Here is a 23,675-nt window from a genome sequence, read left to right on the forward strand (position 1 = left end):
TTAACATGACTGTTGCAAAAATGAAGGATATGTTCAGCCGTTCTGCTTATCTGAATGAACGAAAAATTACCGGCACAAAAACGCCAGCTGTTAATATAAAAGAGTTCAATAAGTGGAAAAGGGCTATACCCGAAGGAATGCTCGAGAAGCGGCTCAAAATGGACCGCTTGACTATAGAACAGCTGATGCAGTACATAGAAGAGAAGGATAATCCAGTTGTGGAGAAAGAATTGCCGTGGACTACGGTATTTGAAAAAGTGATGCATACATATAAATCAACTCCATTGGATTACACCAGCTTTCAAGCATTGGTTGATCCTTTCATCCAGTATGCGAAAAAGCGGCTTGCTGATGCACTCAGGCATATTAACACCAGCCTGGTAAACCTTGAAACCATAATCAAGTCGATTGCTAATACACTTTATGAACGGCTTCATTCAATGCTGATGAAATGTGTGATTCTCGAAGTCAACATCGCTAGAAAGGTCGGGATGCTCGAAGGAGAAACGGGTGAAGAACGATTTGAGCACTTTATGCGCCAACTCAATGAGGATCATGAACTCAGGATGGAATTCTTCGGAAACTATCCAGTCCTTTCGCGGTTGATGACTGAGAGCATGCAAAATACTCTGGACGTCACCGTGGAACTAATCCAACGTTTTGTGAAAGATCACGAGAGCATCAAATATCAATTTGGGAACCGTCTCCATCGATTAGAGAGACTGAAAATGGGCCTCGGTGATACACATCAAAACGGCAGAACTGTTGCTCTACTGGAATTTGAAACCGGCAACAAGCTAGTTTATAAACCACGACAGATTTTGATCGATAAAATTTTCGAAGCCTTGCTGTCTTGGCTGAACGGGAAAGGTTTGCAGTATCCTCTCCAATCAGCCAAAAGTTTGGATTGCCGAACCTACGGCTGGCAGGAGTTTGTCCCGTACGAAAAGTGCACACATGAAGATGAGGTGAGTCGCTTTTATTATAGGCAAGGAGCTTATACTGCGCTGTTCTACATCTTGGGCTCCTCCGATTTTCATGCAGAAAATATTATCGCGCACGGGGAATACCCAGTTCCGATAGATTTAGAGACGCTTTTCAGCCGAAATCTGGAAATGATGAAACAGCTCAGAGTCCAGAGCCGACTGGCACTTGAGCTAAACGATTCGGTCTACTCAACTTTGATGCTTCCACTCCCTTCTTTTGAGCATTCAATTATTGACTTTGACTTGAGCGCCCTAGGCGCAGGTCAAAACCAGGTATCAAAAAAAATAAAGAGCCTCCATCTTGAAGGCGAGGGAACCGATGAAATTAAGATGACCCGTGTTCCCGCAAAGTCGGGTGAGTACAAAAACAAACCGATGTTTAAAGGGAAAACAATGTCCGCCTTCGATTATTCGGCTGAATTGGAAACAGGTTTTTCAGACATGTACAAACTGTTTCTTCGCCATAAGGAAGAATTCATGAGTGTTGATGGCCCTTTGCAGCCTTATGGTAAAGCCCATGTCCGCCAGGTATTCAGGCCAACACACGTGTACATGGAATTCCTCCATAACAGCCTGCATCCCGATTATGTACAGAACGGGCTTGACCGAGTGCAAATGTTCGATATTCTGTGGCAAGTGACCAACCAAAGCTCAAAATTCGAGGAGCTAGTCAAGCATGAAACAAAGGATCTGCTAAGACATGACGTTCCGTATTTCTATTTTACACTAAACAGCCGTGATCTCTATAACAGCAATGGACACCTTATCTCCTCTTTCTTTTCTGAAACAGGGTTTGAATCTATTTTCAAAAGGATCAACAAACTTAGCAAAAGCGACTTAGAAAAACAAACACAATATTTAAGGTGGTCTCTCGCATCCATGCTGGGCGACGTATGGAAATTTCATCAGACCGTCCCAACCCTACCTAAAAGAAAAGGGAACCTTTCTCCTTCCTCTATCATTAAGGAAGCATTGGAGCTAGGCAGACAATTAAAAGACAGGGCTATTATCGAGGATAACCTTGAAGTGAACTGGCTTGGATTAAATTTAAATAAGGAAACAGGCGTTAACGTGTCGGTCAAGAGCTCTGATCTATATGATGGATTACTTGGCTATGCTCTCTTTTTGGCTTATTTAGCGAGGGAAACAAACAATTGTCAATACGAAAAACTAAGCCGTGGTGCGATCAAAACAGTTATTCGAAAAGCCGGCGACAAACCGCTCAACCCTTCCGTTTCGGCTTTCAGTGGAGAAGGCGCATTTTTGTATGGACTGGTTCACCTTGGACTACTATGGAATGACCGCGAACTGATCCGGCGGGCAAAGGAAAGGTTGCCTTCTTTACATGATATCATCCGTGATGAAAAAAACCCTGATTTCTCAGGAGGTCTGGCCGGTTTTATCGTGATGTCGCTTAATATCTATCAAGAAACGGGAGACAAAGACTATTTGGATATGGCTCAATTTGCAGGAGATAGACTCATGCAGCTGCTGACTGAAATCGATGAGGGGACCGGCCTTGCTCATGGAGCATCGGGATACGCCTGGGCACTCGGCTCACTTGGAAAAGTAACAGGGAAGAAAATCTATAAAGATAAAACTGAAAAATTACTTTTATATGAAAATACATTTTACGATCCAGCCACAGGCAATTGGGACTCGGCTGCAGCTTCCGAAAATCAGAAACGAAAAAGAGTTTACTGGTGTCACGGAGCGCCGGGCATTGCCCTATCCCGACTGATGCTGAAAAACACATCAAATTTAGAACTTATCGCAAAGGACCTCGACATATCTTTGAAAACGGTCATATGCGAAGGGGTAATAGAAAGCCACTGTCTTTGCCACGGAACTATGGGAAACGCGGACATCCTCCTAACAGCCTCCCAAGAGCTGAATGACGTAAAACTGGAAAAGAAAGCAAGGGATTTAGTTGATATTGTTCTTTCCCAGAAAAAGACGTACGGTTGGAGGTTTGGCTTAGATCCTAGAGCGGAGATGGATGGCTTCATGCTTGGCCGGACGGGGATTGGGTATAGCCTGTTGAGGTTCAAAAACCCCGAAATACCATCAGTTCTGGCTTTGGAGCTGCCAAAGGGAGGAGCCGTATGTTAAAGAAGAAAAAATTATTTCCAACTCGCAGGCGTGTTCCTTTCATTGAACAGATGCAGCAGACCGAATGCGCACTTTGTTGCATCGCAATGATTTCGTCCTATTACAAAAATGACTTATCCATGTACGAGGTTCGGGAGCGAATGGGAAACGGCCGTGATGGAACGACTTTGTTCCATCTTAAAAAGTTGGCGGAGCAGCTGAATTTCGACACGAAATCGTATAAAGCTGATAGCCGGCAACTGGGGACTCTCATACTGCCAGCAATCCTGTACTGGGAAAACAATCATTTCGTTATTCTCGAGAAGGTTGCACAACAAGCTTATACAATCGTTGATCCAGGTTCTGGAAGGAGGAAGCTGAAAGAGAAAGAATTCACGGAGAAATATTCGGGATACGTACTTACTTTATATCCCAACAAAAATTTTGAACGCCGGAGCAGAAAAAACGTCTGGGCATCCTTCTCTTATTTAGTGACGAATAGGCCAAAGATTTTCATTAGTATCCTGTTTCTCACATTCTTGCTACAGATGTTCACAGTAGCGATGCCAATCTTTATCCAATTTGTCATTGACAAGATTATTGTCCCCGACTATCGGGATCTACTGAATATATTCTTAGCCGGAATTGGTGGGCTGATCCTATTCAATACCCTATTTACGTTTTTACGGGGGAGAATTCTGATCACTCTTCATAATGCGCTTGATTATGAGATCCAAACTAGATTTTTCAGTCACCTTCTCAGGCTGCCGTACCAGTTCTTCCTTCTGCGTTCCTTCGGAGATTTGCTTTTTAGGGCGAACAGCATGAAGGTGATCCGCGACCAGCTGGCCAACCAGGTAGTAAAAGGTCTGCTGGATTCCGCTGTTTTGCTGGTCATCCTATTGTATATGTTCTTGCAATCGCCTCTAATGGTTTTTATAGTCGCTTTGATAGCATCTACCAATGTAATACTAATCGCCGTGAGCCAAAGATACCTCGCAGAGACGAATCAGATGGAGATTAAAGAGCATTCCGAAGTGCAAGGAGCGCAGACAGAAATGCTCTATGGAATATTTGGAGTAAAGACGTCCGGTGTGGAAAGCAAGATTTACAATAGATGGCTTCAGAGATTCAGGAATCTTCTTAGCGCTTATAGGAAGAAAGAAATTGTACTGAACCGCGTAAACACCGCAAGCAATACAATGCAGCTTATGGCTCCCCTGATCCTCTTATGGGTTGGAGCACACCAAGTGTTTGCAGGAAGTATCACGCTTGGGGTATTGGTAGCATTTCATGCCATTTCAAACCAATTTTTCATGTTGAGCGGCAATATCGTTCAAACGATCAATTCTTTTATCTTGACAACATCCTACCTAAAACGAGTTGAAGATGTCCTCGATGCACCTGGAGAAATGGAGGGAGACAAGATGAAAAAAACACTTGAAGGCAATATTCTGTTAAAGAATGTCACTTTCTCCTACTCTAAATACAGCGAAAATGTGATTCATAATGTTACACTCGATATCAAGAAAGGACAAAAAGTTGCTCTTATTGGACAGTCAGGATCAGGAAAAACGACACTCGCCAACATGATAATCGGGCTATTCGCACCGTCTTCGGGAGACATCTATTACGACGGCGTTAGCATGAAAGAGCTTGATCTGGGCCACCTGCGTCGGCAAATTGGTACCGTACCTCAAAATGTCATGCTGTTTAATAGAAGCATTTATGATAATATAATTCTCCATAATCCAGAGGCGTCTCCCGAAGAAGTAATCGAAGCCGCAAAGGCTGCCCAAATCCATGAAGAAATTATGAAGATGCCAATGCAGTATCATACAATGGTATCTGAGATGGGCATGAATATTTCTGGCGGGCAAAGGCAGCGAATCGCCCTCGCAAAGGCGCTTCTTGGAAAACCGTCGATTCTCGTCCTTGATGAGGCAACCAGCTCACTTGATCATTTAAATGAATCAAAGATTGACGAGTATCTCTCTGATATTAACTGCACAAGAATTGTGATTGCCCATAGACTTACGACAGTAATGAATTGTGACATGATTGTCGTTGTCGACAACGGAAGAATCATCGAATCGGGCACACACCATGAGTTGCTGAAAAAGTCCAGTTTCTACAGTGAATTCTATAAAGAAATGATTTCATAACACGCTCTTGGATCGTCAAGAAGCGTGTCTTTTTCTAAAATTCGTAAAGCACACTTTACAATAAGTGAAGTTTACTTTACAATTTAATTGAAATAACTAATTATGGAGGATGATTACCATGAATATCGAACAGATTGCGGTATACGGAAATAGTATTGGAGGAGTGGTGATCCTCGCCTGCCTGGCAATTATCTGGATAGTATCGAGGCGTATGGGCAGGGATGAACGGTCAGAAGCAATTTTCCTAAGAGTCTACTCATCTATGTTTTATGTGCTTGCAGCGCTTATCGCACTGAGTATTTTCTTCGGATTCGGCCATGACATCAGTGGACTAATGTATCAAAAAATAACGTCATTAATGTTTGCACTAAGCGTAATTTTCGGTACTATCTATCTGTTCATTTTGAAAAGAAAGTACTGATTCCACATTTGACGAATAAAACAAGGAAAAATGCGATCAAGGGGATGAAAAAATGGATGAACATCAATATATTCTGGAAACGAGACAATTAACCAAAACATACCGTAAAACAGATGTTGTGAAAAACGTGAATTTGTGCATTCAAGAGGGAGAAATTTATGGCTTCCTCGGTCCAAACGGTGCAGGAAAAACGACGACGATTCGCATGCTGCTCGGACTCATCAACCCGACAAAAGGCGAAACGAGAATCTTCGGGAAGGACTTGAAAAGCAATCGGCTTGACATTCTGCGAAACGTCGGTTCACTTGTGGAATCGCCGTCATATTATCCTCATCTCACAGGCGAGGAGAATCTGGAGGCAATCCGGAAGATACTGAATGTTCCGAAGTCTAATATTGACGATGTGCTTGAGATGGTCAGATTGACGAAAATGGCGGACAAGAAAGCGGGAGAATATTCGCTCGGCATGAAGCAGCGCTTAGGCATAGCTGCAGCGCTGCTCGGATATCCGAAACTCGTCATTCTCGATGAACCAACAAACGGATTGGATCCGGCGGGAATCCTTGAAATACGCGAGCTCATCCTCAGACTGCCGTCCGATTACGGCATTACCGTCATGATCTCCTCGCATTTGCTTTCTGAAATTGAACAAGTAGCCACCCAGGTAGGAATCATCGCCAACGGAGAAATGCTCTTTCAAGACGCGATCGGAGAGCTCCGTTCGAAGGCCGATACAAAGATTGTATTTTCGACAAGTGACACGGACGGGGCGTTAGACATTTTCTCGCGTGAGGGCGTAGAGGCGGTTAAAACACAGCGCGGCCTGATGATTGAGGACAGGACTGATATGGAAATTTCCCGGCTCGCCAGAAAACTCTTTGAAAATGAGATTGACATCTTCCGAATTTACGACGAATCGAAATCACTTGAAGATATCTTCCTCGACATGACTAAAGGGGGAGAAACACTGTGATCTCTGAATTGTTGAAATCTGAAATTCTGAAGATCAGAAAACTGACATGGGTAATCGTCATTTTCGGCCCACTCGGAGTCGTCGCGATGCAAGGGGCCAATTATGCGCTCCGCTTTGATTACCTCATGTCGCGGAACCCGGATAAATGGCTGTTCCTGCTTGAAAACATCCATGCCTACTGGCCGCCTTCCCTCCTTCTCGGAACAACGATGATCAACTCGCTGCTCGCGGGAATGGAACATCATGCAAATATGTGGAAGAAACTCTTTTCCCTCCCCGTTAAACAATGGAAAGTGTACCAGTCCAAGATTATCATCATTATCACCATGATGCTGATCTCGACAGCTATACTTCCTGCGGGCACATATGTGCTCGGCAGACTGCTTGGATTTTCGGAGACATTTCCGCTCGGGGATGCGTTGATGATGAGCTTTTATACATTATTTGCAGCACTACCTTTCGTTTTTTTACAGTTTTGGCTCTCGGTGAAATATTCCAATCAAGGAATCGCTTTGACAATCGGCATCGCAAGTGCAGTGTTTATCATGTATGCTCACGGACTGCCTGAGTGGATGCCATGGAAATGGCCATTGTTAATAGATGGTATAGGGCAAAGCACCCTCTCAGTCATAAAGGGATTGGCCGTGGGACTGCTCATCTATTTATTTGCCTTGTTATCCCTATCACGAAAGGATGTCGCATAGTATGTTCTATCAACTATTGAACTCCGAGTGGCTGAAACTAAAAAATTCAAAAATCTGGTTTATCGTGCTCGCCAGTCCAGCCCTTTCCGCTGTCATCGGTTTTTTCCCGCTCTTCAGCATTGGCTCGAGCAAATGGCTTGCACTGAGCACACAAATGATCCTTACGCACAGTGCGCTGTTTTTGCCATTGTTGACAGGTGTACTTGCCGCTCTACTGTGCAGTAACGAGCATGCCCACGGCGGATGGAAGCAGCTGTTGACCCTGCCGGTGAGCAGGGTTCAAGTGTACGCTGCCAAATATGTCATCATCATGATCTTGCTGCTATTCACGCAGCTGTTTTTCCTGATCGGCATCTGGTTTGTGGGAAGCGTTCAAGGATTCGGCTCTCCGTTCCCCTGGTACAGCCTGGTCATGAGCTGCCTTATGGGATGGCTGTCGTGCCTTCCGCTTGCCGCCCTTCAGTTTTGGCTTGCGACCTATTTTAAAAGCTTTGCCGGTCCAAGCACCGTCAATGTAATGCTGACATTGCCGGCTATCCTCATTGCCAACTCGGAGCTGTTGGGACCTCTTTATCCTTGGTCTCATCCAATGCTCAGCATGACACAGGCTTTTTCAGCTGCAATGGGCGGAGATGCTGGCTTTTTGGCGAATGAATCAGCTTTTTATCCGACGCTGATTGTCAGCTTCGTTGCATTCATCGGCGGCGGTGCTTTATATTTTCACAAAAAGGAATGGACATAGAAATTGATCAATGGGGGACAGGTATGAATGCAGAAAACAAACAGAAAAAAAAACTGACGAACCGGCTTCCGGAATGGCGGGCGCGCACCAAGATGACCCAGCAGCAATTAGCGGAACGGGCGGGTGTGAGCAGGCAAACAATCATCTCAATTGAAAAAATGAAATACACCCCTTCCCTCACGCTCGCATTTGAAATTGCACATGCGTTCGGCTGTTCGATCGATGATGTATTTGAATACAATAAAGAAGATGTGTAACGAAATAGAAAGGAGCGACGATTCTTGATCATCGAAACGAAAGGCGTGACGAAAACATACAACCGCATCGATGTCGTGAAAGATGCCGGTTTGCTGGTTCCGGAAGGAGAAGTATACGGATTCCTCGGACCTAATGGCTCAGGAAAAACAACGATGATGCGGATGTTGATGGGCTTGATCCGCCCCGATTCCGGTGAGATTCTTATGTTTGGAAATAGAATGCCTGATAACCGGATTTCAATTCTAGCCAAGACGGGCGCCCTGATTGAAAAGCCCTCCTACTATGAACATCTGGACGGACGCGATAATTTACGTATACTGGCCACCCTGCGCGGAATCTCAGACAACAGGGCTATCGACTGGGCGCTTGAAAGAGTCGGTCTGCACCGCGTCGGATCTAAAAAAGTAAAGTCATATTCACTCGGCATGAAGCAGCGGCTAGGCATTGCCAGCGCGATTCTTCACAACCCCAGGCTCCTGCTGCTCGATGAGCCGACAAACGGATTGGATCCTGAGGGAATCCATGAAATACGGGAGCTAATCCGCGAACTGCCGAAAAAAGAAGGTGCCACCGTTCTTGTATCGAGCCATCTTCTTGGAGAGGTCGAGCAAATGGCAAATCGGATAGGTGTCATTTACCATGGAAACCTTCTGTTTCAAGGAGAAATGGCGACATTGCTCTCCGATCAAAAATCTGGTTACATCATCCGCTCAACTGAAAGCGGAAAAATCATCGATATTCTGCACGAACATGGCTTAGAGACCCGCGTTGACCGGGCTGAGCAAGTGCAAGTTTCTGGAGCAGTAAAAGACAAAATAGAAGGCATTTTGATTGAAAATGAAATAACCGATTTTCATATAAACGAATCTCCAGGGACGCTGGAAGAAGCCTATCTACAGCTAATCCGTTCCTCCGAGGTGTCTGTATGAAAAGCGTTTTTGCAGCCGAGTGGCGGAAACAAAGGCCCGCAGCCCTCCTGCTGCCATTATGTTCCGGACCGCTCCTGATTTTTGCGGCCTGTTGGACAATGATGCTCTATTTGACAAAAAACGGGCGAACCGCGGAACAGGCCTTCCGCGTCCTTTATGAGCTTTGCACCTTGACTTGGAGCTATCTCATCATCTTTGTGGTGATGATGTTCACCTTGTTAGTGAGCGGGGTTGAGCACAAATCGGGAATGTGGCCCGTTCTCCTTTCCACTCCGCATGCAAAGTGGAAGCATTTTTTTGTAAAAGTTATTCTAGCCACCTTACTTGTCCAGCTATTCGGTTTGATCCTGTGGCTGCTGATGGGCGGACTAGGCTTCATATTCGGAGGGACATTCCCTGAACCATTGCTCTACACGGCATTTCTGTTTGCACTTCCTTTTGTTGTCTTTCAGACGTCTGCGACAGTCGTGGTTGAAAATCCGTATATTTCCGTCAGCATCGGGATGGCGGTTTTCCTCTTTCATGCTGTGCTGCCTTATTGGTGGCTCCCATGGGGTCCGCTTGCTGAACTGTTGCGGGCCGGAACACAGGCAAACAGCTTATTACCAGTTCTCATGCTGGTGTCGACACTGGGGTACGGTATGTTATCTTTACTGATTTTTTACCAAAAAACCTTTTCTTCCGGAGGTGAGTGAAATGGCAAGCTTTCAGCAGGCGTTTTCGGCAGAATGGATCAAAATTAGAAAAATGAAAATCTGGCTGATGATCATTATCCTAGTTGTCCTGCCTGTCATCTACGGATGGATTATTCATACAAAAATCATGATTGGAAAGTACGTTTACAATGAGGCGAATTCTTGGCAGATTCTTATGATGATGACCCAGATGTTTTATGGTACGGTCTTCTTTCCGATTATCATCTCCCTGATTACGGGCACAATGTCCAAATATGAAAAACAAGCAAACAATTGGGAGCATTTGCTGATGATTCCTGCAAAGGGAACAGTGTTCTTTTTAAGCAAGATGGCTTGGACCGTAATCATCATTCTGTCCGCACAATTGCTGATGTTCGGTTTGCAGATTGTCCTTGGCTATGCTTCTGGATATACGGACCAAATCCCAATAGGCACTTACTTATCGGCCGTAATCCTTGGAACGGCCGGGGCAACCAGTCTCGGAACGCTCCTGTTCTATTTTTATCTACGAATGAAATCCGCTCGGACGGCCCTGATGATCAGCATATTCTTAAGTTTTCCCTCCTTCTTAGCCTTTTCGAACAATACGGACTCGTTGATACCAGTCCTTTATCCATGGGCACTGCCGCTCTATGGGATGACAAATGTATATGCCGGCACCGACAGGCTGGCAGTATTTTTTATCGTCTGCGTCGCGATGACCGCGCTCTTCTCGCTGCTCAGCATTAAAAAGTTGAATAACAGAACCTTTTATTCATGATAGCCTGATACTAAAAGCCAATAAAAACTACTAACTTCTCGGCGAATTCAACATGTATGGTAGGCTGGGAGGAAAAATCATGAACATAAAACGAATTCACATATTATTATTGTGCCTGCTCGTCGTGATCATCTTTGCCCTGCCCGGGCAGGCTTCCGCTAATGACAGTCAACTTGATAGATATACGATTTACCTAGAGAGCCCAGCCCATCACGATGATTGGGTGAAGACACTTAATGAACGAAACATAAAACTTGTATACTCAGTCGAAGAAATCGGGCTTTATCAGATAGAAGGCAGACAAAAAGAGGTTCAAGAATTGGCGGCTGAAATAAACTATATAAACAGCCATAACCAATCTGTAGCCATGCAGCCTGCCTCACTGCATAACACTGCTCCGGCGGAGGCGACGATATTTGGGGGCACCCCTACTCTATGGGACGACTTCCAATGGGATATGAGAAAAGCGACTAATAATGGACAGACTTATCAAATCACCGAAGGAAGCAAAAACACAATCGTGGGTATCATTGATTCCGGAATTGACATGAACCATCCAGATTTGAAAGAAAACATCCTCTCCGTCCGAAACTTTGTGCCTAAAGGGGGACTGAGAGGACAGGAACCATATGAAAAGGGTGACATAAACGACAGCACAGATTACCTGGGACACGGAACATTTGTAGCCGGTCAAATTGCGGCAAATGGATTGATGAAAGGGATCGCTCCAGAAACAGGAATCAGATCTTACAGAGTATTCGGCGGGAAAAGCGCTGACACAGTCTGGATTATTGATGCGATCATCCAAGCGGCGATCGATGATGTCGATATTATCAACGTCAGCTTCGGTACATTTCTTGTAAAACAAAATCGGAAGAACAAACAAATGCCTGATACGAATGATCTGGCTGAAATTAAAGCTTTTAAAAAAGCAGTCTCATTTGCCCATAAAAAGGGCAGTGCCGTTGTAGCCTCAATTGGAAATGAAGGCCTTGACTTGAAAGACAAAAATGCCGTATTTGAATATTGGCGAAGTACCAAACAGGAGGACTTATCGGCAGACGGCAAAGTCATTTTGATTCCGGCCCAATTGCCGAATGTCGTCACCGTTTCCTCAATAGGTCCAAGCGGAATGAGATCCGTCTTTTCCAATTATGGAAAAAATGTCGTCGACATTGCAGCCGATGGAGGCGATCTCCGTCTTTTAAATGAAGTGGGCGAGGATCGATATTACGGAGAAGGACTGTTCAGGCAGGAATACATTCTCGGTGCAGCTCCCGGAGTAACCTATACATTCTCAATAGGCACTTCGATCGCGGCCCCAAAAGTATCCGGCGCTCTGGCCCTTCTGATTGATCAGAAACAATTGCATGACAAACCAGACAAGGCTGTTAAAATCCTGTTAAAAAATGCTGATCGGAACGCTGACAAAATAGACACCGGTGCGGGAGTATTAAATGTCTATCGAGCATTGACTGATTGAGTGTGCGAAACTAAAAAGTTTCCCCCTTCCCTTTGAAAAAGCAAAAGAACTCATTGGTTCTTTTGCTTTTTTTATAGCTGGACCATTATTTTAAGCCCGTTTTCACACATCATCCGGGGGGCTATACCCTCTCGCTGCCCTCCCTCTCCTCAACAGCCTCAATAAACGTTTACAGCTCCGCTAAGAGGTCAAAGGACCAAGGCACAATCAAAACATTTTCAGAAGGCTGAGAACCGTCTTTTAAAGGCTTTTCTATGTCTGCTTATCTTATACAATCGTCGTGGCCTCCAATCAAATGATTTGAGAGCATGTAACATGCTATATTTACGTTTTTAAAACTGAGGTGCACGGGTACGTTCTTATTCGCATCGCGAGTCAGAAGTAGAGCGCGTTTTAGAATTGAACGGTATTCCGGATCTGCTTCAAGTAAAAATGAAAAATAAACGCCGGAAAATTCAATTGATCAGTTTCCTTTTATGCAGTTTGAAGCCCGATTTTCAGGAGAAGGAAAAGTCCGAACAGATAAAGAGATGTGAGGCAATGAATGGATTGTTTCAATATAATTGGCAGGTTCGCAATGAAGGGTTTGAATGGTGCTTGCATCAGTTACAAGAGGAACTCGAAAAAAGGCATTCAGGCGGTATGGAAAGCATTTTGAAAAACTTGTTTCATATTGTCGATGTTGAGGTGAGCTGGATGTATGCCATTTTAGACAAGCCGGACTTCACTCCCGAGTTTTCCGACTACCCGTCGATTCAGCACATTATCAGGTTTTCTGAAGCGTATCGTCCCGAAGTTGAGAGCGTGGTTTTTCATTTTTCCAGCGCAGCCGAACAAAAGCCTGTCAAAACGTCTTGGTCAGAAGATACCTATACACAAAGTGACATTTTAAAGCATTTGATCGCCCATGAAATTCATCACATCGGACAAATATCCGTCTGGGCGCGGGAGATGAACCGTGTTCCGGTATCCGCTTCATATGTAGGACGGCAGCAATAAAAAAGACCCCCAAGACAAAAGTCTTGAGAGCCTTTGAAACGCCAGAAATTAACGTTTTGAGAACTGAGGTGCACGGCGTGCGCCTTTAAGTCCGTATTTTTTACGTTCTTTCATGTCCCGAAAATCCACCGAAATTCGCCATAACCCCAACGATCACAAAAATAAACACTTTACGAGTAATGCCGATATATCCGACTTTACTTTTCTCCGTTTATTCCGGCAGCCATCAGACCGCTTGCATAATCAATCACAAGTACAGACAAAATAGTAAGCAGCACGCTCCAACCTCCAAAAAGAAATCCGGCAATTTCACCCGCAACAGCAATGACACCTTTATAAAATGTATCCATTGTATGGACTCCTTTATACAAAATAAAAAAGCCGCTTATCTCGCCGCTTCTGCTCTTTTTTCGTGATATTCTTTATTTACTTCGATTTGATTCATTTCTATCACTTCATCTTCCGCCTGTGAATTTCCGATCCGCTCTTCTTGAAGCTCTTTTTTGAGCTTTTCGTTTTCCTGTTCTAAGTTCTGACTGATCTGTCTTTCTCTTTGGAGAAAGGCTTTACAATCAGCTATTCAAGATATGTTTTATCAAGATGGTATTTCATGCTTCCGGTTTCCGCGTCTTTCACGATGAACAATTCATACAAGATCGGGAATTCATCGTCTCTATTTAAACTGATAGAAACGGCGTCAAAATGATGTTTTGTGTCACCGTCGATCAGGAAAATTCGCTTATAATGATCCCCGTATCGGTTTCGGTGATTTCGACCCCGTCCATATATTTGTGATAGGAATAACCTTTATAATCGATAGCCATTTTAAAACCTCACTTTTTTTACGGTACTTCGTAAAACATACAGACTAGCACTCGCATAATCTTATCGCTGCCCCCTGTTAATGTTCCAGTTCCTCGCACATACACTTAAATCCTGTGCTAGACATGGCCTCAACGCCTGCCGTACAAGCATTAGAATAGCCCCCGTATGGTTGGGCGAAAACAGCAAAAATATTTTCAGCTTTTTTGGCGTTTTCATCTTGAAAAAAGTATTGCGTGGAACCGTAGGCGGCAGAATCCGAGCCTAGATGAACATCTACATAATCAGCGGAATCATTCGGTTATACTGTAATCCGCCATATATCTCTGTAAGTTCTTGCTTGCTCGTATTGGCTTGAGGTATCTCTTCCGCCTAACATAGTTTTAGCAGGCAAGTGAACAGTTGATCCTAGCGAAACCCTTTCGCCACTGCTGATCGATATAACTCCTGTTGAATCGATCCAAGTGTGCCCCGTTGTATCCATTTCGAAATGACTGCCGTTTTTTACTATAAATTCCCCTTTTGGATTATCTAATGCAAAAACATTCCTTGCCACCCTTGATGGAGAATTTACACAGGAGATTTAGATGCTGCTCTTGAAATCATGACGGCGCAACTGAAAGAAGGCGGGAAAAAGAAATCTGATTAATCACAGACGTAACTTTTTACAAAATTGGTATTGTTCCGTTGAATTTGCGGGAGTTTTGTCCTATGATAAAAGATATACCATATAAATGAACTGGGGGGCTTTACTTGAAGAAATTTTTAATTTTATCCCTTGCGCTCTGTTTAGGGATTATTTTAGGGGCGTGCGGTTCTAAAGACACCGCAAAAAAAGATGATACCAAAAAAGAATCATCAGCAAGCGAAAATAAAGACACTGACAACAAAAAAGAAGATGTACAGGAAGACGAAAACCTCAAAGGGAAAAATGTCTATACTAATAAAAAACTAAATATAAACGGAACTACAGGTCCTATTAAATACGAAATCAAAGCTGTACAATTGAAAGAAATGGAGCCAAAAAACGAAGAAACTGCTGATCTGCTCGGTGTCAAAGTAGGTGAGAAAGTGAATGCTGTCACAATTGAACTATCTGGCGAAAACACATCAGAAAAAGATGTTAACTTCTATTTAGGACAAGCCACAATCGTCACAAACACTAAAGAGCAGCTGGAACCTGAAATGTTATTGTCTGAACACATCGAGGGTGAATACTTAGGCAAAGTTAAAAACGAGGGGCATAATGTATATATCTTAAAAAAGTCATCTGTTAAGGATTTGAAATCCATTGAACTGCGTGTTGATGCTCCAACAGATAACAATTTCGAGCCTCTTGGAAAAGACATCAAGCACACAATCGAAGTCAATAATTAAGAAATGCCCTTTTTAGGGCTTTTCTTTAACACCAAAAACAGAACAAACGTTCTTTTCAACTTGTGCAATTTACTAATTGAGCATAGGAGGCGTTCATATTGGTTTTTACCGCAGGAAGAAGAGAAACGGAACTTTTGGGAAAAGGACGAAATCAAAACCTTTCTCGAAAAAGCGCATTCGCAACTTGAACAACAAGATTATGTTATGTTTTATGTTCTTATTTTTACCGGTATGCGTAAAGGGGAACTTCTTGCCTTGGAATGGAGGGACGTTGACTTAAAAGAGAAAACAATAAACATCAAACAAACAATGTTTTTTGAAGACGGTAAAGAAGTCATCCAAACAACAAAAAAATATCATTCTAAGCGAATTATTACGATTGATTATCATACGGCCCAAATACTTACAAAATGGCGTACGTAGCAAAAAGAAATACTCTTATCTAATGGGATCACCTCAGAAGCTAAATACGCGCTTATACGGGGCGATATGCGCCCTCTAAGGCTTTTCCCTCTTAAACCGTATGATCGCTAAAAATAAGCTTCACAGAATCACGATTCACGGTTTTAGACATTCTCACGCATCGATCCTTTTTGAAGCAGGCGCATCCATTAAAGAAGTACAAGCCCGTTTAGGTCACAAAGAAATTCAAACGACTATGAACATCTATACACATGTCACGAAAACCGCAAAAGAAAAAACGGCCGAAACATTTAAAAAGTACATGGAATTATGAGAAATTCATTTAAACGTGGTCAAAATGTGGTCAAAAATCATTTTAAAGCAAAAAACAAGCCCTCTTCCGAGTAACCGGATGAGGGCTTGAACGTTGGTATATTAACGTTTTGAGAACTGAGGTGCACGGCGTGCGCCTTTAAGTCCGTATTTTTTACGTTCTTTCATACGTGCGTCACGAGTCAGTAGACCGGCACGTTTTAGAGTTGAACGGTATTCCGGATCTGCTTCAAGCAAAGCGCGGGCGATACCGTGACGGATTGCTCCGGATTGACCGGATAAGCCGCCTCCATGAACGTTTACTAAAACGTCATAAGTACCAGCTGTTTCAGTCAAATTTAATGGTTGTTTGATATCTTCGATTAGAGCTGCAGATGGGATGTGCTCGCTGATTTCACGATTATTCACGATGATACGGCCTTCTCCTGGAACTAAACGCACACGCGCTACAGAGCTTTTACGACGGCCAGTACCGTAATATTGAACCTGTGCCAAATTGGTAACCTCCTTTTTAATTAACCGCGAAGTTCGTAAACTTCAGGTTTTTGTGCTTGGTGTGGATGCTCAGAACCACGGTATACGTTCAATTTTTTGAACATTTGACGACCTAGAGAACCTTTTGGAAGCATGCCTTTGATCGCAAGTTCAAGCATTTTCTCAGGGTAGTTTGTACGCATTTCAAGAGCAGTTCTTGATTTTAAACCGCCTGGATGTTGAGTGTGACGGTAGTAGATTTTGTCCGTTAACTTTTTACCAGTTAACTCGATTTTTTCAGCGTTGATGATGATCACATGATCTCCAGTGTCAACGTGTGGTGTGTAAGTTGGTTTATGTTTTCCGCGAAGGATAGATGCAACTTCTGTAGAAAGACGTCCTAGCGTCTTGCCAGCAGCATCAACAACTAACCACTTGCGTTCAATATTACTTGCGTTAGCCATAGGTGTTGTACGCATTAAATTTCCCTCCTAAATAAATCTGCCATTTTCAATAAACTTCAATTACGTTCTATTTCAAAACACAATAAGTTTCCGGGGCTTATCGTGGGGTTGAAATACATACCATATGATATCTTATAACTTTCTGTACTCTCTGTCAAGAAAATGTTACACCTGGTTTAGTTGTCATAGATAACACGCCATAAATACAAGCCGTGCGCCGGTGCAGTGCGCCCTGCGGCATCGCGGCTTCTGGCAAGAATCATCTTTTCAATGTCTCCAGGGGAAAATTTTCCGGTTCCTACATCAAGAAGCGTGCCGGCAATGATTCTAACCATGTTATACAAAAATCCGCTGCCCACAATCCTCATCTGCAGTCCGTCCCCTGTGTCAGACCATTCGAGTTCATAGACCGTTCTAACTTTGTCCTTCACTTCGGTTTTGATTGCACAAAAGCTTGTGAAATCATGGGTTCCAACCAGAAAGCGGGAGGCTTCTTGGACTTTTTCCATATCAAGGTCATACGGAACATGGTATGCATAGTGGCGTTTAAAAACGTCCGGATGTCTGCCCCTGTAAATCATATACCGGTATTCTTTTCTTTTTGCAGAAAACCTCGCATGAAATTGATCATCCACAGCTTCCGCATTGTGGACCGATATATCATCAGGCAGCAGGGCATTCAAAGCATACGGCCATTTCGCCTCAGGGATGGATAGCGGACTGTCAAAATGAATCGTCTGTCCGACCGCGTGAACGCCGCTGTCGGTGCGCCCGGATGAAACGACAGGAATACGCTCCTTCGCTTTATGGAGCGTTTGCAGCGCTTTTTCAAGCTCATCCTGCACCGTTCTTTGACCAGGCTGCACTTGGTAGCCGTAAAAAAGGTGTCCGTCATATGAAATCGTACACTTCATTCTCATCGTCTATCACCTAAGTCCGCAATAAAATTAGCAATACGCCAAGACCAGCTAAAATGAGGAGCACGGAAGTATCCTTCCATTTCCACGTCAGCTGCCTGTATTTTGTACGGCCTTCCCCTCCCCTGTATCCTCGCGCCTCCATCGCAGTTGCAAGCTCTTCGGCTCTTTTAAAGGCACTGACAAACAGCGGAACAAGAAGAGGAACGATCGCTTTGACACGTTCTTTGACCGGGCCGTTCGTAAAATCAACGCCTCTTGCCATTTGCGCTTTCATGATCTTATCCGTCTCTTCGAGCAGAGTCGGTATAAATCTGAGGGAGATGGACATCATGAGAGCGAGTTCATGAACGGGAAGCTTTAATTTTTTAAACGGACCGAGCAAATGCTCCAAACCATCGGTCACTTCGATTGGAGTCGTCGTCAATGTTAAAATCGTTGTGATCATGATGAGGTAAACAAAGCGCAGCGAAATAAAAATCCCTTGAACAAGCCCCTGCCCATAAATTTTAAACAAGCCGAGATCGGCGAGAAGCGGCCCTTCCCTTGTCATAAAAATATGAAGCAGAAACGTAAACAGCACAATCCAGAACACGGGCTTCATCCCTTTTAAAAGGAATCGCACCGGAACGCCCGACAAAGCTGCGGCTGCGACCGTAAACAGGCCGAGCAGTGCATATGTTTCCGTATTATTCGCGAAAAAAACGATAAAGACAAAAAGGAAAATGGTTAACAGCTTTGTACGCGGATCAAGCCGGTGAATGATCGATGTCCCGGGTACATATTTGCCGATAATGATATTGTCCATCATAGGGCATTTTCCTCCTGAAAAAGAGCTTTAATTTCGGAGGCTGCTTCTTCAATCGTCAAGATCGGCGCTTTGAACGTAATGCCCAGCGTTTCTTCAAGACGTTTTTGGAATTTAATCGTTTCCGGCAAATCAAGCCCAAAGGCAGCGATATCGTCTTTTCTTGAAAAAAGCTCCCGCGGCGTCCCTTTTGCTTTGACCGTGCCTTTATGCATCACAATCAGTTCATCTGCATACGCCGCCGCATCTTCCATACTGTGGGTGACGAGAATCGTCGTCAGATTCCTCTGCTTATGGAGGCTGTAGAACATGTCCATGATCTCTTTGCGGCCTCTTGGGTCGAGCCCTGCCGTCGGTTCATCGAGGACGAGAACCTCCGGCTCCATCGCCAGCACTCCCGCAATGGCCACGCGGCGCATTTGCCCGCCGCTTAGTTCAAACGGGGACCTGTCGGACAGCTCCTCATCCAAACCTACAAGCTTCAGCATTTCCCTCGCCTTTTCTTCCGCCTTCTCCCGGCTCATGCCGAAATTGATCGGGCCGAATGAAATGTCCTTTAAAATTGTTTCTTCAAACAGCTGATGTTCAGGAAACTGAAAGACAATCCCGACCTTTTTCCGCAAAGCTTTTAAGTGTTTATTCTTTTTGCCTGCTTCGAGAACGTCCCCGCCGAGGCGTATCTGTCCTTTTGTCGGTTTTAAAAGCCCGTTCAGGTGCTGAAGCAACGTCGATTTTCCCGATCCTGTATGGCCGATCACAGCAACATAGCTTCCTTCTTTAATCACGGCGTTGACATCATAGATCGCAAGGCGTTCAAAAGGCGTTTTCATCTGGTATCGGTGCTCTACATCTTTGATTTCAATGTCCATAGCTCATTCACCAATCCTTCTTGTGTCAGATGATCGCCTTTCAAAGCCAGACCGCTTTCCTTCAGCATTTGGCTGAGCTGAAAAGAAAAAGGCAAATCAAGCCCGATTTTTATCAGGTCTTGATTCAGACGAAAGACTTCCTGCGGCGTGCCTTCGGCAAATTTTCTTCCGCCGTTCATGACGATGATCCGGTCGGCCTTAGCAGCTTCGTTTAAGTCATGTGTAATCGAAATGACCGTAACCATTCCCTGGTCTTTCAGCCTTCTGACCGTATCCAGCACTTCTTCCCGTCCCATCGGGTCGAGCATGGAAGTCGCCTCGTCGAGAATCATGATGTCAGGACGGGCGGCAAGCACTCCCGCAATCGCAACACGCTGCTTTTGCCCTCCAGAGAGATGGTGCGGCTCTTGATCGAGAAATTCTTGCATGTTCACCTGTTGAACGGCCCAATCCACCCTTTCCACCATGTCTTCTCTTGGAACTCCGTTGTTTTCTAAACCAAAAGCCACATCATCGCGGACGGTTGTCCCGACAAATTGGTTATCCGGATTTTGAAACACCATGCCGATTTTTTTTCGGACATCCCAGACCGTCTCTTCCGTCAGCTGAATACCGCCGACATCAATCGATCCTTCGTCAGGCAGGATCAGTCCGTTTAAAGCACGGGCGAGCGTCGACTTCCCTGAGCCGTTGTGACCTACGATCGCAAGCCATTCTCCTTTCGACACATGGAAAGATACATGATCAAGCGCAGGCCTGTCCGCATCTTTCTGGTAGCGAAACGTGATATCCTCTGCAGCTATTAATCGATCTTGATTCATTTGCCCGTCCGGCCTCCTCACCTCTAAAGCTCTGCTTTTCTGACTATTCTTTTATCATAGAAAATTCCCCGGTATCTAAAAAAAGGGCATAGATCCAGTTAAAAACTGTCCCGCCCTTCTTTAGACACACAAAATATGTGATTAAACCAATTCGATGATAGCCATTGGTGCTCCGTCACCACGGCGAGGACCAAGCTTCATAATACGTGTGTATCCGCCTTGGCGCTCTTCATAACGAGGTGCTACATCAGAGAAAAGTTTTTGGAGTGCATCTTGGTCTTTCTCTGCATCTGCAACCTCATTGCGGATGTATGCAGCTGCTTGGCGGCGTGCGTGTAAATCTCCGCGCTTGCCAAGTGTAATCATTTTTTCTACAACAGAGCGAAGTTCTTTCGCGCGAGCTTCTGTTGTTTCGATTCTCTCGTTGATGATCAAGTCTGTTGTAAGATCACGCAGCATTGCTTTACGCTGTGCACTAGTGCGTCCTAGTTTTCTGTATGACATGTGGTGTCCCCTCCTTTATTGAAATACTCGATCTGAAATAAAAAACACACGAAAATCCTAGTTCACATGGAAACTAGTCAATCGTCTTTGCGAAGGCCAAGTCCAAGTTCTTCAAGTTTCGCTTTTACTTCTTCAAGCGACTTGCGACCCAGGTTGCGAACTTTCATCATATCTTCTTCAGTTTTGTTCGCAAGTTCTTGAACTGTATTGATTCCCGCACGCTTCAAGCAGTTGTAAGAACGGACTGAAAGATCGAGCTCTTCAATAGTCATTTCAAGAACTTTTTCTTTTTGGTCCTCTTCTTTTTCAACCATGATTTCAGCATGCTGAGCTTCGTCGGTCAAACCGACAAAAATATTAAGGTGTTCAGTCAAAATCTTTGAACCAAGCGCAATTGCTTCTTTTGGTCCAGTGCTTCCATCTGTCCATACGTCAAGCGTAAGTTTGTCATAGTTTGTAATCTGACCCACACGAGTATTCTCAACTTGATATGTTACACGAGAAACAGGTGTAAAGATGGAATCAATCGGGATGACTCCAATTGGCTGATCGTCTCTCTTATTCGAGTCAGCTGGTGTATACCCGCGACCTCTTTGAGCGGTTAAGCGAACTCGAAAACTCGCATTTTGGCCAAGAGTCGCAATGTGAAGATCAGGATTCAAAATCTCAACATCACTGTCGTGGGTAATATCAGCAGCTGTTACAACTCCTTCACCCTGTACATCAATCTCAAGCGTCTTCTCTTCTTCAGAGTAGATTTTCAGTGCAAGTTTTTTAATGTTTAAGATAATCGTTGTAACATCTTCAACGACGCCTTCGATCGTCGAGAATTCATGCAGTACACCATCTATTTGGATCGATGTTACAGCGGCACCAGGGAGTGAGGATAAAAGGATACGACGTAAGGAGTTACCCAAAGTTGTACCATATCCACGCTCAAGTGGCTCTACGACAAATTTACCATACTTGGCATCGTCGCTGATTTCAACCGTTTCGATTTTTGGTTTTTCAATCTCGATCATTTCATAAAACCCTCCTTCAAAACGTCGAAACCCCGGAAAGAATTTCTCTGATTCTATCCGAAATTCCCCATTGTTTAGTCCCGTATGTGCTCAGGCAACGAGTGTGCATTCGTTTTATAAATTAACTGTATCATAACCCATTATTGACAGGGACACAAAATCTATACAAACAAATTACACGCGGCGACGTTTTGGCGGACGGCATCCGTTATGAGGAACAGGCGTTACGTCTCTGATTGCTGTAACTTCCAGTCCAGCAGCTTGAAGTGCACGAATTGCAGCTTCACGGCCAGAACCAGGTCCTTTTACAGTAACTTCAAGAGTTTTAAGTCCATGTTCGATAGAACCTTTAGCAGCTGTTTCAGCGGCCATTTGCGCAGCAAACGGAGTGGATTTTTTAGAACCTTTAAATCCAAGAGATCCGGCGCTTGACCAAGAAAGAGCATTACCATGAACATCTGTGATAGTAACAATCGTGTTGTTGAAAGTTGAACGGATATGAGCAATTCCAGATTCAATATTCTTTTTCACGCGGCGTTTACGCGTGTTTGTTTTACGAGCAGCAGCCATTGTTTAATTACCTCCCTTGCTTATTTTTTCTTGTTAGCTACAGTACGACGCGGACCTTTACGAGTACGCGCGTTATTTTTAGTATTTTGACCGCGAACAGGCAATCCGCGACGATGACGAATTCCGCGGTAGCTTCCGATTTCGATCAGACGTTTGATGTTAAGAGACACTTCACGGCGAAGGTCACCTTCAACTTTCAATTTGTCAATCACGTCACGGATTTTACCAAGTTCTTCTTCAGTCAAATCACGAACGCGAGTATCTTCAGAAACTCCAGCTTCTTTTAAGATTTGCTGAGCCGTTGTACGACCGATTCCAAAGATGTATGTTAATGAAATAACAACACGTTTATCACGTGGGATATCTACACCAGCAATACGAGCCATCTCTCTCGCACCTCCTTAAAAATTATCCTTGTTTTTGTTTATGCTTTGGATTTTCACAGATCACCATTACTTTTCCTTTTCTGCGAATGACCTTACATTTTTCACAGATCGGTTTAACTGATGGTCTCACTTTCATGTGTTTCCAACCTCCTTCAATTTCCGGAGTGCTTTATTTGTAACGGTACGTAATTCTACCACGAGTTAAGTCATATGGAGATAATTCTACCGTAACTTTGTCTCCAGGTAAAATGCGAATGAAGTGCATGCGGATTTTACCAGATACGTGAGCCAAAACCGTATGACCATTCTCAAGTTCAACTTTGAACATTGCGTTTGGCAGCGTTTCGACTACAGTACCTTCCACTTCAATTACATCGTCTTTCGCCATTCAAGTGTTCTCCCTTCTTCAAATCAGTAACTTGCTCTCTGACAAATTTCAAAAGAGAAAATCTCAATTTTCCGTTTGTCACACGCCCTGTTTCGTTTATACTGTTCTGAACTTCCGGAGATACGCAATCATAAAAGGTTAAATGATTGATATTCTTTTTCTTAGGAGAATGAAATTTACGCTTTTCTCCGTCTGCTACCAGCACATGATGATGATCGACTATATCAATAACAACTGCGTATTGGTTCATTTCGCGGCCTTTTGCTATGCGTACGAACTGTCCAATTTCAGGTGTTTTCCGATACATCTCAT

General features: G+C 44.0%; 29 protein-coding genes and 1 pseudogene. 15 read left to right on the forward strand and 15 right to left on the reverse strand.

Annotated features, from left to right (window positions below; translation table 11 throughout):
• Nucleotides 1-5 precede the first annotated feature (5 nt).
• From KI350_RS19835 to KI350_RS19890, 12 genes are all read left to right on the forward strand, one after another.
• Nucleotides 6-3,098, forward strand: coding sequence for a type 2 lanthipeptide synthetase LanM family protein (locus KI350_RS19835; protein ID WP_020449895.1), 3,093 nt, complete (start codon nucleotides 6-8; stop codon nucleotides 3,096-3,098).
• On the forward strand, nucleotides 3,092-5,242 hold the full coding sequence (locus tag KI350_RS19840) for a peptidase domain-containing ABC transporter (RefSeq protein ID WP_020449894.1): 2,151 nt from the start codon (nucleotides 3,092-3,094) through the stop codon (nucleotides 5,240-5,242). The genes KI350_RS19835 and KI350_RS19840 overlap by 7 nt, the downstream gene beginning before the upstream one ends.
• 118 nt (nucleotides 5,243-5,360) lie before the next feature.
• Nucleotides 5,361-5,663, forward strand: coding sequence for a hypothetical protein (locus KI350_RS19845; RefSeq protein ID WP_020449893.1), 303 nt, complete (start codon nucleotides 5,361-5,363; stop codon nucleotides 5,661-5,663).
• A 52-nt stretch (nucleotides 5,664-5,715) separates the two neighbouring features.
• On the forward strand, nucleotides 5,716-6,636 hold the full coding sequence (locus KI350_RS19850) for an ABC transporter ATP-binding protein (RefSeq protein WP_020449892.1): 921 nt from the start codon (nucleotides 5,716-5,718) through the stop codon (nucleotides 6,634-6,636).
• Entirely contained in the window at nucleotides 6,633-7,340 is a 708-nt protein-coding gene (locus KI350_RS19855) for an ABC transporter permease (RefSeq protein ID WP_020449891.1), read from the forward strand. The genes KI350_RS19850 and KI350_RS19855 overlap by 4 nt, the downstream gene beginning before the upstream one ends.
• Nucleotide 7,341: 1 nt before the next feature.
• Nucleotides 7,342-8,082, forward strand: a complete 741-nt coding sequence (locus tag KI350_RS19860) for an ABC transporter permease (RefSeq protein ID WP_020449890.1) — start codon at nucleotides 7,342-7,344, stop codon at nucleotides 8,080-8,082.
• 23 nt (nucleotides 8,083-8,105) lie between these two features.
• Nucleotides 8,106-8,339, forward strand: a complete 234-nt coding sequence (locus KI350_RS19865) for a helix-turn-helix transcriptional regulator (protein WP_020449889.1) — start codon at nucleotides 8,106-8,108, stop codon at nucleotides 8,337-8,339.
• A gap of 24 nt (nucleotides 8,340-8,363) precedes the next feature.
• Nucleotides 8,364-9,269 (forward strand): ABC transporter ATP-binding protein, encoded by a 906-nt coding sequence (locus KI350_RS19870; RefSeq protein WP_020449888.1) that lies wholly within the window; start codon nucleotides 8,364-8,366, stop codon nucleotides 9,267-9,269.
• On the forward strand, nucleotides 9,266-9,964 hold the full coding sequence (locus KI350_RS19875; RefSeq protein ID WP_020449887.1) for a hypothetical protein: 699 nt from the start codon (nucleotides 9,266-9,268) through the stop codon (nucleotides 9,962-9,964). Before KI350_RS19870 ends, KI350_RS19875 begins: the two co-directional genes overlap by 4 nt.
• A 1-nt stretch (nucleotide 9,965) precedes the next feature.
• Nucleotides 9,966-10,724 (forward strand): ABC transporter permease, encoded by a 759-nt coding sequence (locus tag KI350_RS19880; RefSeq protein WP_020449886.1) that lies wholly within the window; start codon nucleotides 9,966-9,968, stop codon nucleotides 10,722-10,724.
• 79 nt (nucleotides 10,725-10,803) lie between these two features.
• Nucleotides 10,804-12,207, forward strand: coding sequence for a S8 family peptidase (locus KI350_RS19885; RefSeq protein ID WP_033155051.1), 1,404 nt, complete (start codon nucleotides 10,804-10,806; stop codon nucleotides 12,205-12,207).
• Nucleotides 12,208-12,747: 540 nt separating this feature from the next.
• Nucleotides 12,748-13,206: a DinB family protein gene (locus KI350_RS19890; protein WP_020449884.1), complete on the forward strand. Its 459-nt coding sequence runs from the start codon at nucleotides 12,748-12,750 to the stop codon at nucleotides 13,204-13,206.
• A gap of 48 nt (nucleotides 13,207-13,254) precedes the next feature.
• Here KI350_RS19890 and rpsI (KI350_RS19895) read toward each other — a convergent pair.
• Nucleotides 13,255-13,320: pseudogene (gene rpsI / locus KI350_RS19895) on the reverse strand (30S ribosomal protein S9); the annotation flags it as partial.
• 83 nt (nucleotides 13,321-13,403) lie between these two features.
• Nucleotides 13,404-13,556, reverse strand: coding sequence for a phage holin family protein (locus KI350_RS19900; protein WP_223254888.1), 153 nt, complete (start codon nucleotides 13,554-13,556; stop codon nucleotides 13,404-13,406).
• A gap of 1,225 nt (nucleotides 13,557-14,781) precedes the next feature.
• Between KI350_RS19900 and KI350_RS19905 the strand changes: the two genes are divergently transcribed.
• From KI350_RS19905 to KI350_RS23270, 3 genes are all read left to right on the forward strand, one after another.
• The gene (locus KI350_RS19905) at nucleotides 14,782-15,405 is read left to right on the forward strand and encodes a glycosyl hydrolase lipoprotein (RefSeq protein ID WP_020449883.1); all 624 of its coding nucleotides are present in this window, start codon (nucleotides 14,782-14,784) and stop codon (nucleotides 15,403-15,405) included.
• Between the two features lie 60 nt (nucleotides 15,406-15,465).
• Entirely contained in the window at nucleotides 15,466-15,828 is a 363-nt protein-coding gene (locus KI350_RS23265; RefSeq protein ID WP_250635916.1) for a site-specific integrase, read from the forward strand.
• A gap of 100 nt (nucleotides 15,829-15,928) precedes the next feature.
• Nucleotides 15,929-16,141 carry a tyrosine-type recombinase/integrase gene (locus KI350_RS23270; protein WP_025810425.1) on the forward strand — a complete coding sequence of 71 codons (213 nt, stop codon included), beginning with the start codon at nucleotides 15,929-15,931 and terminating at the stop codon, nucleotides 16,139-16,141.
• 101 nt (nucleotides 16,142-16,242) lie between these two features.
• Here the strand turns inward: KI350_RS23270 and rpsI (KI350_RS19915) are convergent, their stop codons facing one another.
• From rpsI (KI350_RS19915) to KI350_RS19975, 13 genes are all read right to left on the reverse strand, one after another.
• On the reverse strand, nucleotides 16,243-16,635 hold the full coding sequence (gene rpsI, locus KI350_RS19915) for a 30S ribosomal protein S9 (protein ID WP_023855904.1): 393 nt from the start codon (nucleotides 16,633-16,635) through the stop codon (nucleotides 16,243-16,245).
• 20 nt (nucleotides 16,636-16,655) lie between these two features.
• The gene (rplM, locus tag KI350_RS19920) at nucleotides 16,656-17,093 is read right to left on the reverse strand and encodes a 50S ribosomal protein L13 (RefSeq protein WP_003178393.1); all 438 of its coding nucleotides are present in this window, start codon (nucleotides 17,091-17,093) and stop codon (nucleotides 16,656-16,658) included.
• Nucleotides 17,094-17,254: 161 nt separating this feature from the next.
• The gene (truA, locus tag KI350_RS19925; RefSeq protein WP_106071186.1) at nucleotides 17,255-17,998 is read right to left on the reverse strand and encodes a tRNA pseudouridine(38-40) synthase TruA; all 744 of its coding nucleotides are present in this window, start codon (nucleotides 17,996-17,998) and stop codon (nucleotides 17,255-17,257) included.
• A 10-nt stretch (nucleotides 17,999-18,008) separates the two neighbouring features.
• Nucleotides 18,009-18,806 carry an energy-coupling factor transporter transmembrane component T family protein gene (locus KI350_RS19930; protein WP_075212742.1) on the reverse strand — a complete coding sequence of 266 codons (798 nt, stop codon included), beginning with the start codon at nucleotides 18,804-18,806 and terminating at the stop codon, nucleotides 18,009-18,011.
• Entirely contained in the window at nucleotides 18,803-19,672 is an 870-nt protein-coding gene (locus tag KI350_RS19935; protein ID WP_020449878.1) for an energy-coupling factor ABC transporter ATP-binding protein, read from the reverse strand. The genes KI350_RS19930 and KI350_RS19935 overlap by 4 nt, the downstream gene beginning before the upstream one ends.
• Nucleotides 19,648-20,493 carry an energy-coupling factor ABC transporter ATP-binding protein gene (locus KI350_RS19940; protein ID WP_026578982.1) on the reverse strand — a complete coding sequence of 282 codons (846 nt, stop codon included), beginning with the start codon at nucleotides 20,491-20,493 and terminating at the stop codon, nucleotides 19,648-19,650. The genes KI350_RS19935 and KI350_RS19940 overlap by 25 nt, the downstream gene beginning before the upstream one ends.
• 141 nt (nucleotides 20,494-20,634) lie before the next feature.
• Nucleotides 20,635-20,997 carry a 50S ribosomal protein L17 gene (gene rplQ, locus KI350_RS19945; RefSeq protein ID WP_020449876.1) on the reverse strand — a complete coding sequence of 121 codons (363 nt, stop codon included), beginning with the start codon at nucleotides 20,995-20,997 and terminating at the stop codon, nucleotides 20,635-20,637.
• Between the two features lie 77 nt (nucleotides 20,998-21,074).
• Entirely contained in the window at nucleotides 21,075-22,019 is a 945-nt protein-coding gene (locus tag KI350_RS19950) for a DNA-directed RNA polymerase subunit alpha (protein WP_020449875.1), read from the reverse strand.
• Between the two features lie 174 nt (nucleotides 22,020-22,193).
• Nucleotides 22,194-22,589, reverse strand: coding sequence for a 30S ribosomal protein S11 (gene rpsK, locus KI350_RS19955; RefSeq protein ID WP_020449874.1), 396 nt, complete (start codon nucleotides 22,587-22,589; stop codon nucleotides 22,194-22,196).
• Nucleotides 22,590-22,609: 20 nt separating this feature from the next.
• Nucleotides 22,610-22,975: a 30S ribosomal protein S13 gene (rpsM, locus tag KI350_RS19960; RefSeq protein WP_003178378.1), complete on the reverse strand. Its 366-nt coding sequence runs from the start codon at nucleotides 22,973-22,975 to the stop codon at nucleotides 22,610-22,612.
• A gap of 22 nt (nucleotides 22,976-22,997) precedes the next feature.
• Complete coding sequence (gene rpmJ, locus KI350_RS19965) at nucleotides 22,998-23,111, reverse strand: 50S ribosomal protein L36 (RefSeq protein WP_003156543.1); 114 nt, start codon at nucleotides 23,109-23,111, stop codon at nucleotides 22,998-23,000.
• Between the two features lie 33 nt (nucleotides 23,112-23,144).
• On the reverse strand, nucleotides 23,145-23,363 hold the full coding sequence (gene infA, locus KI350_RS19970) for a translation initiation factor IF-1 (protein WP_003178377.1): 219 nt from the start codon (nucleotides 23,361-23,363) through the stop codon (nucleotides 23,145-23,147).
• Nucleotides 23,341-23,670: a KOW domain-containing RNA-binding protein gene (locus tag KI350_RS19975; RefSeq protein WP_020449873.1), complete on the reverse strand. Its 330-nt coding sequence runs from the start codon at nucleotides 23,668-23,670 to the stop codon at nucleotides 23,341-23,343. Before KI350_RS19975 ends, infA begins: the two co-directional genes overlap by 23 nt.
• Nucleotides 23,671-23,675: the final 5 nt, after the last annotated feature.

It is taken from the genome of Bacillus sp. J41TS8, from assembly GCF_018333035.1.
Classification (GTDB): Bacteria; Bacillota; Bacilli; order Bacillales; family Bacillaceae; genus Bacillus; species Bacillus paralicheniformis.

What these genes read in the sequence shown, in the direction of transcription:
- rplQ (WP_020449876.1), bottom strand. Translation starts at nt 20,997, where the DNA reads ATGTCATACAGAAAACTAGGACGCACTAGTGCACAGCGTAAAGCAATG.
- KI350_RS19885 (WP_033155051.1), top strand. Translation starts at nt 10,804, where the DNA reads ATGAACATAAAACGAATTCACATATTATTATTGTGCCTGCTCGTCGTG.
- KI350_RS19890 (WP_020449884.1), top strand. Translation starts at nt 12,748, where the DNA reads ATGAATGGATTGTTTCAATATAATTGGCAGGTTCGCAATGAAGGGTTT.
- rpmJ (WP_003156543.1), bottom strand. Translation starts at nt 23,111, where the DNA reads ATGAAAGTGAGACCATCAGTTAAACCGATCTGTGAAAAATGTAAGGTC.
- KI350_RS19935 (WP_020449878.1), bottom strand. Translation starts at nt 19,672, where the DNA reads ATGGACATTGAAATCAAAGATGTAGAGCACCGATACCAGATGAAAACG.
- KI350_RS19840 (WP_020449894.1), top strand. Translation starts at nt 3,092, where the DNA reads ATGTTAAAGAAGAAAAAATTATTTCCAACTCGCAGGCGTGTTCCTTTC.
- rplM (WP_003178393.1), bottom strand. Translation starts at nt 17,093, where the DNA reads ATGCGTACAACACCTATGGCTAACGCAAGTAATATTGAACGCAAGTGG.
- KI350_RS19880 (WP_020449886.1), top strand. Translation starts at nt 9,966, where the DNA reads ATGGCAAGCTTTCAGCAGGCGTTTTCGGCAGAATGGATCAAAATTAGA.
- KI350_RS19940 (WP_026578982.1), bottom strand. Translation starts at nt 20,493, where the DNA reads ATGAATCAAGATCGATTAATAGCTGCAGAGGATATCACGTTTCGCTAC.
- KI350_RS19845 (WP_020449893.1), top strand. Translation starts at nt 5,361, where the DNA reads ATGAATATCGAACAGATTGCGGTATACGGAAATAGTATTGGAGGAGTG.
- KI350_RS23270 (WP_025810425.1), top strand. Translation starts at nt 15,929, where the DNA reads ATGATCGCTAAAAATAAGCTTCACAGAATCACGATTCACGGTTTTAGA.
- KI350_RS19860 (WP_020449890.1), top strand. Translation starts at nt 7,342, where the DNA reads ATGTTCTATCAACTATTGAACTCCGAGTGGCTGAAACTAAAAAATTCA.
- rpsM (WP_003178378.1), bottom strand. Translation starts at nt 22,975, where the DNA reads ATGGCTCGTATTGCTGGTGTAGATATCCCACGTGATAAACGTGTTGTT.
- infA (WP_003178377.1), bottom strand. Translation starts at nt 23,363, where the DNA reads ATGGCGAAAGACGATGTAATTGAAGTGGAAGGTACTGTAGTCGAAACG.
- KI350_RS19930 (WP_075212742.1), bottom strand. Translation starts at nt 18,806, where the DNA reads ATGATGGACAATATCATTATCGGCAAATATGTACCCGGGACATCGATC.
- KI350_RS19975 (WP_020449873.1), bottom strand. Translation starts at nt 23,670, where the DNA reads ATGTATCGGAAAACACCTGAAATTGGACAGTTCGTACGCATAGCAAAA.
- rpsK (WP_020449874.1), bottom strand. Translation starts at nt 22,589, where the DNA reads ATGGCTGCTGCTCGTAAAACAAACACGCGTAAACGCCGCGTGAAAAAG.
- KI350_RS19875 (WP_020449887.1), top strand. Translation starts at nt 9,266, where the DNA reads ATGAAAAGCGTTTTTGCAGCCGAGTGGCGGAAACAAAGGCCCGCAGCC.
- truA (WP_106071186.1), bottom strand. Translation starts at nt 17,998, where the DNA reads ATGAGAATGAAGTGTACGATTTCATATGACGGACACCTTTTTTACGGC.
- KI350_RS19835 (WP_020449895.1), top strand. Translation starts at nt 6, where the DNA reads ATGACTGTTGCAAAAATGAAGGATATGTTCAGCCGTTCTGCTTATCTG.
- KI350_RS19950 (WP_020449875.1), bottom strand. Translation starts at nt 22,019, where the DNA reads ATGATCGAGATTGAAAAACCAAAAATCGAAACGGTTGAAATCAGCGAC.
- KI350_RS19900 (WP_223254888.1), bottom strand. Translation starts at nt 13,556, where the DNA reads ATGGATACATTTTATAAAGGTGTCATTGCTGTTGCGGGTGAAATTGCC.
- KI350_RS19865 (WP_020449889.1), top strand. Translation starts at nt 8,106, where the DNA reads ATGAATGCAGAAAACAAACAGAAAAAAAAACTGACGAACCGGCTTCCG.
- KI350_RS19850 (WP_020449892.1), top strand. Translation starts at nt 5,716, where the DNA reads ATGGATGAACATCAATATATTCTGGAAACGAGACAATTAACCAAAACA.